This window comes from Enterobacter cloacae complex sp. ECL411, assembly GCF_021869665.1.
GTDB lineage: Bacteria > Pseudomonadota > Gammaproteobacteria > Enterobacterales > Enterobacteriaceae > Enterobacter > Enterobacter intestinihominis.
In genome coordinates this window covers 2,892,741-2,907,455 of sequence record NZ_CP091486.1, presented here as the reverse complement: position 1 = coordinate 2,907,455, position 14,715 = coordinate 2,892,741, and the positions used below count along the sequence as shown (strand labels likewise).

At 46.2% G+C, this 14,715-nt stretch carries 10 protein-coding genes; all 10 read left to right on the top strand.

What is annotated here, in order from left to right; translation table 11 throughout:
* Positions 1 to 31: 31 nt before the first annotated feature.
* The 10 genes from L3069_RS13885 (at position 32) to L3069_RS13845 (ending at position 14,685) form a co-directional block, all read left to right on the top strand.
* Positions 32 to 1,555: a type I restriction-modification system subunit M gene (locus tag L3069_RS13885; protein WP_047653986.1), complete on the top strand. Its 1,524-nt coding sequence runs from the start codon at positions 32 to 34 to the stop codon at positions 1,553 to 1,555.
* Positions 1,545 to 2,804: a restriction endonuclease subunit S gene (locus tag L3069_RS13880; protein WP_077064139.1), complete on the top strand. Its 1,260-nt coding sequence runs from the start codon at positions 1,545 to 1,547 to the stop codon at positions 2,802 to 2,804. Before L3069_RS13885 ends, L3069_RS13880 begins: the two co-directional genes overlap by 11 nt.
* Complete coding sequence (locus tag L3069_RS13875) at positions 2,801 to 3,484, top strand: YecA family protein (protein WP_047653988.1); 684 nt, start codon at positions 2,801 to 2,803, stop codon at positions 3,482 to 3,484. The genes L3069_RS13880 and L3069_RS13875 overlap by 4 nt, the downstream gene beginning before the upstream one ends.
* A 52-nt stretch (positions 3,485 to 3,536) precedes the next feature.
* The gene (locus L3069_RS13870; protein ID WP_047653989.1) at positions 3,537 to 6,821 is read left to right on the top strand and encodes a type I restriction endonuclease subunit R; all 3,285 of its coding nucleotides are present in this window, start codon (positions 3,537 to 3,539) and stop codon (positions 6,819 to 6,821) included.
* Complete coding sequence (locus L3069_RS13865) at positions 6,818 to 7,573, top strand: M48 family metallopeptidase (RefSeq protein WP_047653990.1); 756 nt, start codon at positions 6,818 to 6,820, stop codon at positions 7,571 to 7,573. The genes L3069_RS13870 and L3069_RS13865 overlap by 4 nt, the downstream gene beginning before the upstream one ends.
* Before the next feature lie 86 nt (positions 7,574 to 7,659).
* Positions 7,660 to 8,357, top strand: a protein-coding gene (locus tag L3069_RS13860) for an IS1 family transposase (protein WP_232926114.1) whose coding sequence is annotated in 2 segments (ribosomal slippage) — positions 7,660 to 7,909 and positions 7,909 to 8,357 — 699 coding nt in all. Because the reading frame shifts where the segments join, the coding sequence is not laid out codon by codon here.
* Positions 8,358 to 8,542: 185 nt separating this feature from the next.
* Entirely contained in the window at positions 8,543 to 8,614 is a 72-nt protein-coding gene (locus tag L3069_RS27470) for a hypothetical protein (protein WP_112929249.1), read from the top strand.
* Positions 8,601 to 9,530: a DNA-processing protein DprA gene (locus L3069_RS13855; protein WP_045896958.1), complete on the top strand. Its 930-nt coding sequence runs from the start codon at positions 8,601 to 8,603 to the stop codon at positions 9,528 to 9,530. Before L3069_RS27470 ends, L3069_RS13855 begins: the two co-directional genes overlap by 14 nt.
* Positions 9,527 to 14,203 (top strand): RecQ family ATP-dependent DNA helicase, encoded by a 4,677-nt coding sequence (locus L3069_RS13850; RefSeq protein WP_100167833.1) that lies wholly within the window; start codon positions 9,527 to 9,529, stop codon positions 14,201 to 14,203. The genes L3069_RS13855 and L3069_RS13850 overlap by 4 nt, the downstream gene beginning before the upstream one ends.
* Positions 14,200 to 14,685 (top strand): hypothetical protein, encoded by a 486-nt coding sequence (locus L3069_RS13845; protein WP_047653993.1) that lies wholly within the window; start codon positions 14,200 to 14,202, stop codon positions 14,683 to 14,685. Before L3069_RS13850 ends, L3069_RS13845 begins: the two co-directional genes overlap by 4 nt.
* Positions 14,686 to 14,715 lie beyond the last annotated feature (30 nt).

Below are 14,715 nucleotides of genomic sequence, written 5' to 3'. Positions count from 1 at the left end.
CGCTAGCTTTTTCTTCAGACCAGGATGATTCATGAACGACAAAATCAGTCAGGACACGATCAACAAAGCCCTGTGGGCCGCGTGTGATACGTTCCGTGGCACCATCAGTGCTGATACCTATAAAGACTTTATCCTTACCATGCTGTTCCTCAAGTACATTTCAGATGTCTGGCAGGATCACTATGACGAATACAAAGAACAGTATGGCGATGCGCCGGAACTGATTGAAGCGATGATGGCCAACGAGCGTTTTGTACTGCCAAAAAGTGCCAGCTTTTATGCGCTGTACGAACGCCGCCATGAGCCGGGTAACGGTGAGCGTATCGATCAGGCTCTGCATGCAATCGAAGAAGCCAACGGAACCAAACTGAAAGATGCCGGGAAAAGCGTGTTCCAGGATATTTCGTTTAACACTGACCGCTTGGGTGAAGAAAAACAGAAGAACACCATCCTGCGTCAGTTGCTGGAAGACTTCGCCGGTGAAGATCTCAACCTGAAGCCAAGCCGTGTAGGTACGCTGGACGTTATCGGTAATGCCTACGAATATCTGATCAAAAACTTTGCCGCCAGCGGTGGGCAGAAAGCCGGGGAATTCTATACCCCACCAGAAGTTTCAGACCTGATTGCTGAACTGCTTGATCCGCAACCGGGTGATACCATCTGCGATCCGGCCTGCGGCTCTGGTTCGTTATTGATGAAGTGCGGACGTAAAATTGTCTCCGGACATAACAGCCGTAATTATGCGTTGTTTGGTCAGGAAGCGATTGGCTCCACGTGGTCGCTGGCGAAAATGAACATGTTCCTGCACGGCGAAGACAACCATAAAATCGAGTGGGGCGATACCATTCGTAACCCGAAGCTGCTCGATAAAAATGGCGACCTGATGCTGTTTGATATCGTGACCGCAAACCCACCCTTCAGCCTGGATAAGTGGGGTCATGACGAGGCCGAGAATGATAAGTTTGGTCGTTTCCGTCGCGGTGTACCGCCGAAGACTAAAGGAGATTACGCCTTTATCTCACACATGATAGAAACCCTAAAACCGGGGACTGGTCGTATGGGCGTAGTGGTGCCACACGGTGTGCTGTTCCGTGGCTCCAGCGAAGGCAAAATTAGGCAGAAACTGATTGATGAAAATCTGCTGGATGCGGTGATTGGTCTACCAGAGAAATTGTTCTACGGTACGGGGATTCCGGCTGCGATTCTGATTTTCAAAAAGCAGAAAGTTGATGATAAGGTGCTGTTTATCGATGCCAGCCGTGAATTCAAGGCAGGTAAAAACCAGAACCAGCTTAGCGAAGAAAACATTAAGAAAATCGTCAAGACCTACCGTGATGGCGATAACGTCGAGAAATACGCCTATCTTGCCAGCCTGAAGGAAATTCAGGACAACGATTACAACCTCAATATTCCGCGCTATGTCGATACCTTTGAGGAAGAAGACGAGATCGATTTGCTGGTGGTGCGTAAGGAACGTGAGCAACTAAAGGTGGAGCTGGCGAAACTGGAAACGGAGATGGCGGGTTATCTGAAGGAGCTTGGTTATGGCTCGTGAAATAATATTGCAAAAGCTGCCTGTAGGGTGGAGCTACAATTTATTGGATAATATTGCTGAAAGATGCAGTGGCCATACACCGAGTAAATCATTCCCGGAATATTGGAATGGTGGCATTAAATGGATTTCCCTCGCTGATTCATGTCGCCTTGATAAAGGGTACGTTTATGAAACTGATAAAGAAATATCTCTAGAGGGCATCAAAAATAGTTCAGCTGAAGTACATCCGGCGGAAACGGTTGTATTATCGCGCGACGCAGGTGTTGGCAAGAGTGGTGTTATGGCTACGCCAATGGCTGTGAGTCAGCACTTTATTGCCTGGAAATGTGATAATAAAGAAAAGCTTCATAGTTGGTATCTTTATAATTGGTTGCAGTTAAATAAAGAAGAGTTCGAAAGGCAAGCTGTTGGCTCTACAATTAAAACAATTGGTCTTCCATATTTTAAGAAATTAAGAATAGCTGTTCCTCCTTTTGACGAACAAAAGAAAATCGCCCAAATCCTGTCAACCTGGGATAAGGCGATTTCGGTGACGGAAAAGCTTCTCACCAACAGTCAGCAGCAGAAAAAAGCCCTGATGCAGCAATTGCTTACTGGGAAGAAACGCTTGCTGGATGAGAATGGGGTGAGGTTTAGCACGGAGTGGGAGTTTAAAAGAATAAGTGAAATAGCAACGCGAGTTCAACGTAAAAATGATGCTGCCGAACATCCTATTTTAACAATATCATCTTTGTCTGGATTTGTCCGGCAGGATGAGCGTTATAGTCGTTATATGGCGGGAGAAAGTGTGAAAAATTATATCCTGCTTAAAAAAGGTGAGTTTGCATATAACAAAGGAAACTCAAAAACATACGAGTTCGGATGTATTTTTGACCTTGAAGCATATGAAGCAGGACTGGTACCCCATGTCTATGTTTGCTTTAGATTAAAAAATGGGCTCAGTCACCGTTATTTTAAATATTTATTTGAGGCTGATTATCTCAAGCCACAGTTAGGGGCGTTAGTTAATACTGGGGTCCGAAATAATGGTTTATTAAATATCAAACCGACAGAGTTTATGCAAACAAAAGTCCCTGTTCCATGTTTTGAAGAGCAGGAAAGCATCGCTGATATGTTATATAACTCCAGCAGGACGATACGTGTTCTTCAGGATAAACTCGCCTGCCTGAAAGACGAGAAAAAAGCCCTGATGCAACAGCTACTGACTGGCAAACGTCGTGTTAAGGTCGATGAGGCGGTTGCCGTATGAAACTGACGAAAAGCGGTCCACTGACTGACCGGGAAATCGACTGGCTGGAAGAAATATTAATGAAGTATGGAATGGATGATTCTGTACTCTGTTTCTCTGAGCTGGATGGATTGCTGACGGCGATTTTATCAGGTCCAAATATGGTTTCACCCAATATCTGGCTGAGTGCTATTTGGGGAGGAGGCGATTATCATCCGAAATGGTCATCTGAGAGAGAGATGGAGCGTTTTGTCAGTCTGTGTTTTCAGCATATGAACGATATCGCTGGTTGCCTTTATAACGCCCCTGAACTGTTTGAGCCGATTTTCAATGAGCGTGAGGTAAAGGGGGAAAAATATACCATTGTGGAAGAGTGGTGTTTTGGTTATATGAAAGGAAAGTCACTGGATGACTGGTCTGGTCTTCCCGGTGAGTTACGGCCTTCTCTGGAAGTGATCGCTCTTCATGGCGTGGAGAAGAATTTTCCTGTACTTGAGAAAATGACCGGAGAGCAGTTTGAGAAAAGTATTTCCCTTATTCAGCCTGCTGCACTGGCACTTTATCAGTACTGGTTGTCAGTGAGAATGTCAGAGGCATCATCCCGGCCTGTTCCAGTGAAGGGGGCAGAAAACATGCCCGGGCGAAATGACCCGTGTCCGTGTGGCAGCGGTAAAAAATTTAAGAAGTGCTGTCTGCATTGATGAATCTTCATGTGACCAGTAGCGAGTAGCGCCAGAAAGAAAAGGATTAATGATGAACCAGACGTACACGCCAAAATTCCAGGAAGAATACAGCGCCAAAATTCCGGCACTGACGTTACTGACCAGCCTCGGCTGGACGTTTTTATCTCCGAAACAGATTATGGATTACCGGGGCTATAAACAGGATGAGGTGGTGCTGCGTCCGGTTCTGCGTGAAGAGCTGTCGAAGCGTTCCTTTATGGCGGGTGGCAAAACCTGCCAGTTATCGGAAAAAGCACTGGATAACCTGATATCACAGGTCTGTTCTCCGGCGCTCAATGAAGGGCTGCTCAAAGCCAATGAACGGATGTATAACCATCTGCTCTACGGTATCGCCGTCACGGAGTTTGTCGATGGCAAGAAGGTGAACCCCACCATTGCGCTGATCGACTGGGAACATCCGGAAAATAACCAGTTCCATTTTACCGAAGAATTTACGGTATTGCGGTCAGGCGGTGTCGAAACCCGCAGGCCGGATATTGTGTGTTTTGTGAATGGTATCCCGCTGGCCGTCATTGAAGCGAAAAGCCCGGCGGGTCACGGCAAGAAAGGGCCAACCATTGACGAAGGGATATCCCAGAGTATCCGCAATCAGCTCAACGACGAAATCCCGCAGCTGTTTGCTTACAGCCAGATATTACTGTCGATTAACGGGCATGACGGGCGCTACGGTACCTGTCATACACCAATGAAATTCTGGGCGGCATGGCGCGAAGAAGATATTACTTACGCGCAGATGTATGCGCTGCGCAACCATAAGTTATCGACTGAACAAATTCATGCGTTGTTTGATCATCGTCCTTCAGTCGATCTCAAATGGTATCAACAGTTAATCGATGGGGGGGAACTGGCAGTCAGCGGGCAGGATAAGCTGCTCATCAGTCTGCTTTCACCGGAACGTCTGCTGGAGATGACCCGCTTCTTCACCCTGTTTGATAAAAAAACCGGAAAAATTGTTGCCCGCTATCAGCAGGTGTTCGGGATAAAAAGACTGCTGGAACGCATCAGTACCCGCAGACCAGACGGGGGCAGGGAAGGTGGGGTGATCTGGCATACCACGGGGTCAGGTAAATCTTACACCATGGTGTTCCTCAGCAAGGCGCTGATTCTTCATGACAGCCTGAAGCGGTGTCGTATCGTGGTGGTGACGGACCGTATCGATCTTGAAGAACAGCTCAGCAATACCTTTGCATCCGGCGGCGAGTTGGCCGGGAAAAAAGACAAAGCCAATGCAATGGCGACATCCGGGCAGATGCTGGCGAAACAGATTGGCTCCGGTAAAGAACGCATCATTTTCACCCTAATCCAGAAATTTAATTCAGCGACAAAACTTCCTGAATGCGTCAATACCAGCCCCGATATCATCGTTCTGATTGATGAAGGACACCGTAGCCAGGGTGGTGAGAACCATGTGCGAATGAAACTGGCACTGCCGAACGCCGCCTTTGTAGCATTTACTGGTACGCCATTGCTAAAAGAAGATAAGACCACCAATAAATTCGGACCGATTGTCCACGCTTATACCATGCAGCGAGCGGTAGAAGATAAAGCCGTTACACCTTTGCTGTATGAAGAACGTATTCCCGACCTTGAGGTTAACGATCGGGCAATAGATGCCTGGTTTGATCGTATTACCGATGGGTTAAGCGAAGCGCAAAAAGCCGACCTTAAGCGTAAATATGCCCGTAAAGGTGAGGTTTATAGTGCAGATGATCGCATCCGTCTGATCGCACTCGATATCGCCACGCACTTCTCGAAGAATATTGATGAGGGACTGAAAGGCCAGCTTGCCTGCGACAGCAAGATTTCCGCCATCAAATATAAAAAGTATCTTGATGAAGCCGGGTTGTTTGAGTCAGCAGTAGTTATCAGCCCGCCGGATACCCGGGAAGGGAATACCGAAGTGGATGAAAGCAAACTGCCGGAAGTGACGAAATGGTGGAAGGATAATGTCGGCACGCAGGATGAGTCTGTGTATACCCGTAATGTCATCAGTCGTTTCGATACCGATGAGAAGCTCAAATTGCTGATAGTCGTTGATAAACTGCTCACCGGGTTTGATGAGCCGAAGAATACCGTGCTGTATATCGACAAGCCGCTTAAGTCCCACAACCTTATCCAGGCGATTGCGCGGGTGAACCGACTGCATCCACTGAAAAAGTTCGGTCTGCTGATTGATTATCGCGGTATTCTGGCTGAGCTGGACACGACTATCGGCAAATATCAGGACCTCGCCTCCCGAACTCAGGGCGGATACGACATCAAAGATATTGACGGGCTGTACAGCGCCATGAGCTCTGAATACAAGCGCCTGCCGCATCTGTATAACCAGCTGTGGGCCATATTTGCTGGTGTCAAAAACAAAAATGATACTGAGCAGTTACGTGCGGTACTGGTGCCTAAAATGGAAGAACGTGACGGAGAGATGGTCGATATCCATCAGAAAACCCGTGATGATTTCTTCGAGGCGTTAACGGCCTTTGCCGGATGCCTGAAAGTGGCACTGCAGTCCGCTACCTTCTTCACCGACAAGAGCTTTACGGAACAAGACCGAAATCTCTATAAAGAAACCGTAAAACAGATGTCCAGCCTGCGCCAGTGGGCGATGCAGGTAAGTGGAGAGCAGGTCAATTATGACGACTACGCTGAGCAGGTGAAAAAACTGCTGGATAAGCATGTCACCGGTGTTGAGGTTCGTGAACCGGATGGCGTGTATGAAGTCGGTAAAATGGGCAAGAGCGAAAAGCCCGAAGAGTGGGACAACAATAAAACCCGCAATGAAACCGACATCATTAAAACCCGTGTGACAAAGATGATTGAGCAGGAGCTGCGTGATGACCCGTATGCTCAGGAGGCATTTTCAAAACTCCTGCGTATGGCTATCGAAGAGGCTGAAAAACTGTTTGACCATCCGCTGAAACAGTACCTTTTGTTCCGTGAATTTGAAGAACAGGTTGAAGCCCGTAAGCTCAGCGATATCCCGGATGCACTGGCGGTAAACAAGCATGCTCAGGCGTATTACGGTGTATTTAAAAAAGAGCTACCTGAGGTTTTTGCGGTAAACGACGTTCAGGTGCAGGATAAGTGGACGAAGCTGGCTTTTGAAGTGGACAACATTATCGTCAAAGCGGTGGCAGAAAACTCCCTGAACCCCCAGGACATTGAGAAAGTCGTTAAGACAAGTCTGCTACCACTGCTGTTTACGGCCTGCCGGGAAATTGGTGCCGGAATGAATCAGGTTAACCGTATTGTGGAAACCATCATCCAGATACTGCGCGTTGGTTTGATGAAATCATGAGTGAAAAAGAATCGCCAGCAATGAAAGCGTTACGCATTGTTTATGGTGATGAGGTCATCACCGTACAGTGTGTTCCGCGTCAGGTCGTAAAGGGCAGGGTGCTCATCAAGGTTTATCCGGACTGCCGGGTTGTGGCCTCTGTACCGCCTGAAACACCGGAGCACGAGGTATTGTCTGCGCTGAAAAAACGAGGGGGCTGGATATACCAGCAACTGCGTGATTTCAGGGAGCAACAGACACACATTGTTCCGCGTCAGTATGTCAGCGGAGAAAGCCATTATTATCTCGGTAAGCAATATCAGTTGAAAGTGACAGAAGACGCTACTGTGCCGCAACGAGTGAAAATGTTGCGTGGGCGTCTGGAAGTGACTGTCAGACACAAATCGGCAGAAAAGATTAAAGCCTTGCTGGCTGAATGGTATCGGGAACGTGCCAGAGATGTTTTTCAGCGCAGGCTTGATTTACTGATTCCGCAGACCCTTTGGGTCAGTGAGCGTCCTCCGATACGTCTGCGGGCGATGCAAACGCAATGGGGCAACTGTTCAGCAAAAGGCTGTCTGACCCTGAATCCATGGCTGGTTAAGGCATCCTCAGAATGTATCGATTATGTCTTGCTACATGAGTTATGTCATGTTGCTGAGCACAACCATAGTGAGGAGTTTTACCGCTTGATGGGGCAGGTTATGCCGGGGTGGGAAAAGGTCAAGAAGCGACTGGATGGTATGGCTGGGATGTTGTTGGCAGATATGTAGTTTCTAACTTATTCCAATGGGCTCATTTGTCGGTGATGCTGCCAACTTACTGATTTAGTGTATGATGGTGTTTTTGAGGTGCTCCAGTGGCTTCTGTTTCTATCAGCTGTCCCTCCTGTTCAGCTACTGACGGGGTGGTGCGTAACGGCAAAAGCACCGCCGGACATCAGCGCTATCTCTGCTCTCACTGCCGTAAAACATGGCAACTGCAGTTCACTTACACCGCTTCTCAACCCGGTACGCACCAGAAAATCATTGATATGGCCATGAATGGCGTCGGATGTCGCGCCAGTGCACGCATTATGGGCGTTGGCCTCAACACGATTTTACGACACTTAAAAAACTCAGGCCGCAGTCGGTAAACTCACGCATACAACCGGGCAGTGACGTCATTGTTTGCGCGGAAATGGACGAACAGTGGGGTTACGTCGGCGCTAAATCACGCCAGCGCTGGTTGTTTTACGCGTATGACAGGATACGGAGGACGGTTGTGGCGCACGTATTCGGTGAACGCACGTTGGCCACGCTGGAGCGTCTTCTGAGCCTGCTGTCGGCCTTTGAGGTCGTGGTATGGATGACGGATGGCTGGCCGCTGTATGAATCACGCCTGAAGGGAGAACTGCACGTTATCAGCAAGCGATATACGCAGCGAATTGAGCGGCATAACCTGAATCTGAGGCAGCACCTGGCACGGCTGGGACGGAAGTCGCTGTCGTTCTCAAAATCGGTGGAGCTGCATGACAAAGTCATCGGGCATTATCTGAACATAAAACACTATCAATAAGTTGGAGTCATTACCATGGTGGGTTACCACCAAACGAATCAGAAAACCAATACTGGAAAAACTCTAACGCGGTGGCCAGTTTTAGTTGACCACAACACTTGCCGTGGCGTATATCTGCTTATAGAGATTGACTTTATTGTGTTTTCGGTCGAATACAAGTAAATTTGTGGTTAATGGACTAGAATTTGTTGTGTTTTTGGAGTGGATGTGAACATAGTAGATGCTCTTGTTGTCAAGAGGCTAATGAACGTTGGTGATGAAACTGTTCTGTCCATCTTAAAGTTTTCAGCGTATAGCGGAGTGGCAACACTCGAAGAACTGGCACACCACTCCTCCAATCTAAAAATATCAAACGGTAAATCTCGAGCAACTCTCGAAAGCTTCTTAGATACTGCGAACTTCCAAGCTCTCAGGGTCGAAGTACAAGCTGAGATTGATTCGTTCAAAAATAAAGGTGTTGAGATTGTTCTCTTCGGTACGAAAACCTATCCAATTGCGTTATACGGTCTCCCGAAACCTCCTCCTTTTCTATACTGCAAAGGCAATCTGAACCTCTTAGATAATAGGCTTTCATTAGCGGTTGTAGGCACTCGTGAAAACACCCCCAAGGGGGAAACCATAACGATTAAAACTATTCAAAAGTTTGCGACTTATGGCTTCACGATAGTCAGTGGACTTGCACTGGGTATCGATACAATTGCTCATCGCGCGGCATTAGACGCCAAAACACCAACGATTTCTGTTCTTGTCGATGTGGAGTCTATTTCTCCCGCAAGTAATCGGGAACTCGCTAAGGAAATATTGGACGAGGGCGGACTTCTAGTTGCAGAGAATGCACCAGGAACCAAAGCAATACCTGCGTTCTTTGCTAAGCGAGACAGGATACAAGCAGGTTTATCTACTGCCGTCTTTGCTATTGAAACTTCGATAGATGGTGGGACGATGCACGCAGTCAAATCTGCTATCTCTATGATGCGTCCTGTCTTCGTTCCTGACGCACATAAAGCTAAGTATCCAGATCTTACTATCAAGGCAATTTCAGGAACTCAACAGCTAGTTAACGAAGGGAGGGCGATACCCTACACGAGCGAATCTTATGAAGATATTCGTCTTCAATTAGAAGATATCGCGAGTTCATTTAGGTCGTTGAAAGCAAAAGGTGGCCTGCTGTGATAAAGGTCATCGTCCTCGATCTTGATGACACGCTTATTGATACATCAAGCCTCGAACCACTTCGGTCAGCTGGCCGATGGAGAGACATACCCAGGTACTTTAATGGTTGTGTCATCTATCAGGACGTTGTCGGCCTTGTTACAACGGCTCGGTCGGTTGGAATCAAGGTTGCTATCTTCTCGAATGCGCCTTCGAACTACGTTCAGGGGCTACTCAAACACTTCAGTATCACTGTTGATTATGTAGTAGCCTACCATGATGTAACGCAGCATAAGCCGAGCCCTGAGGGCGTTACTCGTATTCTCGAGTACTTCGGTGTTAGCGCCGACGAGTCAATTTATTTAGGAGATAGTAACCTAGATCGAGACGCTGCTTCCAATGCAGGAGTTGAGTTTTTCTCAGTAGATCGGGGTTCTGCCTCGGAGATCGATTCCTCACATAAGGGAATAAGCGGTCTCACCGAGCTTATTGGAAAAAACTCGACGCGGAGCTCCGCAAGAACTGGACGTTCTGAGTTAATACAATCTGGGAATAAACTTCATCTGGGATTCTATTTAGATGGTATCAAACAGGAAGTTTGGTCTTTCAAAGATAACAAGAATACTTCTGTTCGCCGCTGGGTTAACAAGACTGTTGAGCTAGCTCCTTCATTCCCAGCCATAGATATAGTTGTTCGAGCGTTAGGTCACGCTGAGCTTAGGGCTGAAGATGGCGATAAAGCATTAGATACCTTGGGCAAATCGCTGGCTGTTGCTTTAGGGGCTTCTTACCAACCTAAGATATTAGAGAAAGATCACGTATTAGATAAATCGACTAATTGCACTGCAGCACAAAGACTCCACCAGGTCAGAGGTGCCTATAAAGCCGATTTTGATTCAATAGAAGCTAATTCAAATCCGACATTTCTGATCGTTGACGACGTATTAACTTCGGGGGCTACAACTGATGAGATAACACGCTGTCTATCTCAAGCTTTTCCGAATTCAAGTATTTACATTTTTACGTTGGTTAAAACTCTCTATAGATTGGAGCTAGGCACTGACAGCCAAGAACAACAACACAATAACCAACTGTTTTCAGATTTGTACAACCCAATCATCGACTCGCTGGCGGACGAAAGTGAACTATCTAGACATGTCAGGTCGAAGTCTAGTAGCAGGCTTGTAAGCAAGAAGTTTTCTGCTAACTACGCGAGAACCAACCATAACTTCATTTTCCACAATCTTCTCCAGTATTCTATCTCGTCTGAAACGGCGTCTGGACAGCTATTTGCAGCAATTCAAGTTCTTAAGAATATGCTTCAGAGAGGGAAGCCAACAATAGCCTCGCGGAAACTGAGGAAGGCATTTGGCATTGAACTGGAGAAGAGCGGTCTTAATACATCAGCTCAGGCTCTTGTGTCAGATAAGCCAGTTTTTTGGAATAGATTGATTCGAGGCAACAAGCATTCTGGGTACTACCCAGCGAAAAGGTTTTTTGATGAGCTGATTCCAAAGTATTTCGGTGAGTACATTTTTGTAAAACAACTAATGCTCCCTGAAGTTCAGATTTACGATATGACTCAGGTCTACGTTGAACAATTCCAGAACCGACAGGTAGATTTTTACATTCCTCAAGTTGGTTTAATTATTGAGATAGATGGTCAACAGCACCAAAATTCTCAGCATTTAGATGAGATGAGGGATGCGTTTACTGAAACCTTGGGACTGAAGACAGTTCGTTTCACTGTTCAAGAAGTGGCATCTGAGAATCAGTCATTTATCAGTAAGATAAATTCGATTATTTCTCAAATTCAGATCGTTGATAGTCTAGAGCGAAATGGTGTCCTAACGCCTCCTAATGGTATTTCTTTATTGAATTACCAAGAGGCTTATGAAAATGGAGTCGATGTTACTGACTCGCGATTGAGGCTGACCTCGGCGTTGCGTTTCCAGATACTGTTATTAGAGCTTCTTGAACGAGGTCAGATCAGACTAGGGGAGTTGAAAAAACTATTCATAGTCAATCGTGATGGAACTGATTTTGCTGAAGCGGCACTGGACGACCTGAACGATTTGTTATCGAATATCTTTCGTCTCATCGGCATTGAAGAAAAGCGAATTGAGGTTGCGCTGATCGAATCAGATGAGCTTCCGAGCGAACGGTCTGGTGAAAATATATTCATCGACTTCAGCTTACTGGAGCGTTATGACGATTCCTTTCAAGTTAACCAAGACGTCATATATTCACGTACGGATTACTTCGATTTCTATCGAAACTTCGAAGATTCTGATGCTGTTTCAATAGAAACCAGTCAATTGATTGACTATGACTTTTTCGAGCTTTCATGTAGTAACCCCATTACCTACAAGCTAGATCTTAGCCCAGGCAGCGAGCAGCGAGAGTCGCTGAGATACTTCCTCAGCAACCTGTTTCTACCATACCTAGAGGATGTAGATTTCAGGGAAGGGCAGGTTGGTATCATAGGATCTGCACTTTCGAAAAACGGCACAATAGGATTGCTGCCTACAGGTTCGGGTAAGTCGATTTGTTACCAGCTGTCTGCGGTCCTGCAACCAGCCGTTAGCTTTGTCGTGTGCCCGATAAAAAGTTTGATGTATGACCAGAAAGCAGATTTGGATAGCATCGGCTTCACTCGAAGCAATTTTATTACAAGTGATTTGAAGGCAGGAGAGAAGGCCAAAGTTCAGAGAGATTTCGGACGTGGTAAGTACTTCTTCGTTTTCATATCGCCTGAGCGATTCCAAACCCATGCGTTTAGAAAAGAGATGTTGGCTATCGGACTAGATCTCTCATTTGCCTACGCGGTGATCGATGAAGCTCACTGTTTGTCTGAGTGGGGACATGATTTCAGGACTTCTTATCTGAACCTGGCAAATACAATCGAACGGTTTGCTCCTAGTGCAAGTTATATAGGCCTAACGGCAACAGCATCAGTTAACGTCTTAAAGGATATTCAAACAGAGTTTGATATCCCCGATGATTTTGTCCGTACCCCAATGGACTTCACTCGCGAGGAACTCTCATTCCACGTTATCGACGATAAAGGCCTTAAAGGTGATGCAGTCGTCAAGCTTGTTTCTGAAATGGAGGGTAAATGGAATTCCGATCGGGAAGACGGCAATAAGGCGGGGATCATATTCACACCTACCGTCAACGGAGCTAAGGGTTGTCATAGCTTAGCGGGCCGAATTTCAACACTCTTGAAGATGGATGTTAGATATTTTTCGGGGTCGGCTCCGAAAATGGGTGGATTGCAGGGAGAGGCTTTCGATAGGTATAAGCGCCAAGTTCAAGACGAATTTAAAGAAAATAAATACCGCCTACTTACTGCCACTAAGGCATTCGGAATGGGCGTGAATAAGGGGAATATTGCCTATACGATTCACTTCGGAATACCTGGGTCGATGGAGGCCTTGTATCAGGAAGCAGGCAGGGCCGGGCGAGATAAAAAACTATTCAAGGAAGTACCCGCAGATTGCTATGTGCTTCTCACAAAAGAGCCCAATTCAGCTATTCTCGACAAGATTTGGGACGCTATCACGAACGTCAAAGATCTGAAGGAGTACGTGAAGTCATTGAGTCGCGATAGCGACCTGAACACAAATCTATTCCTGATGACAAACGGCTTGGACACAATCAATGATGAGTTCAAGTTGATGGCAAATGTATACGAATTCTTTAAGTACAATCAGGAACACAACACGGTGATCATTACTGCCAGGCAGTTTGGTACGGAAAAGTTTAAATTGGAAAAGGCTATCTACCGTCTTTCTCAATTAGGTATTGTCTCTGACTGGGTAATCGAAGACTTTTTTAATGGAACGCTCTATGTCGAGTTCCAGTGCCTATCGGAAGAAGGCCTGGAAAAGAAAATTGAGCATACCGTCAGAAAGTATGATCCTGAGTTTAAGCTCGCTGATGTGTTCAGTAGTGATAACCAGTACTACAAAATTCTCTGCGACAAGCTGAGAAAAGGGTCTATCGATAAATCGCAATTTATCTTTCTTGTTCTTTTACTTTGGTCCTATGACCATTTTGTCTACAACCGCCGCCAGTCACAGAAGAACGTTTATGAACACTGTAGTTCATTTGCTGAAGGCAGGATGGATGGCAAAGAATTTAAGGAGAAGTTGGAGGGTTATTTCAGACACGACAAGTCGAGCCAACTTTTGCTCTATATGGCTGAGAATTCTGCATCGGCGAAGTTATGGCCATCAGTTTTTTTTGAAACTGATGAAGAAGAGGGCACGGAACATCTAGTAGGCAGCGAGAAGATGACGATCCTACGAGGTCAGATTTCTCGATTCCTAGAGTCATACAAAGATAATGCATTCTTGAACTACTTGAGTGGTGTGCTGCGACTAGCTTCCGATGAGTTTGATGATGCAGATGGAGAGCGAAGAATGGCATCGTCATTTGATCGGTTGATCAGTGATAATAGGGATGAAGCACTAGAGCTGGTCCGAAAAACTATGCAGCTAAAGCCAATGTTCTCTGAAAATGCGCGAAGCCGCTTTGCTCGTTTGGTCCATGAGAAATTTGATGATTTGGATTTTCTTGAGGAGGTAAATGAAGAGCTAGGAGATCCGTTCTCCTATCACACTTTGTTAGCTCCACTAGCAATTAGACTTGAAAAACTTACCAGCCTATACAAGGGGATTAATTGGTGAATGACATACAGAAACTACACCGGGTAATCGATTCACTCGAAGAGCAATCGACGCAAGTGGCAGAGTTTAATGGCCTGTTGAGCGCCGTCAACGATGCAAGAACTGAGATAGAGGCAGCGAAATCAACGCTCGCAAGTCTAGCTTATGAACAAGCTGAATTGGTTACGAAGAACTCGAATAAATTTGAAGAGTTTGACGGTCGCCTTACGTCACTGAATGATCTTCTAGGCCAGATCAAAGATGAACAGTTGAAACTAAGGCGTGAGGTTGCAGCCTTGAAGTTTGTAACACCTGATCAGTTTGAACAAGGCTGCACAGCAATTGATAGCCGCATTGCTAAACAATTAGCGGAATTGAAAAGCAAGTTAGAGGCAGCGGTGGAGTCTCAGCAAAGATCGATAAGCGGGCTACGAACCATAGTTGTTTTAGGTATCTTGGTGTTGGCTGGAGGTGTCGGATTCTTGGCTATGAATATGGTTTGAATCGCCACGGGTTTAACAGACACCTCAGAG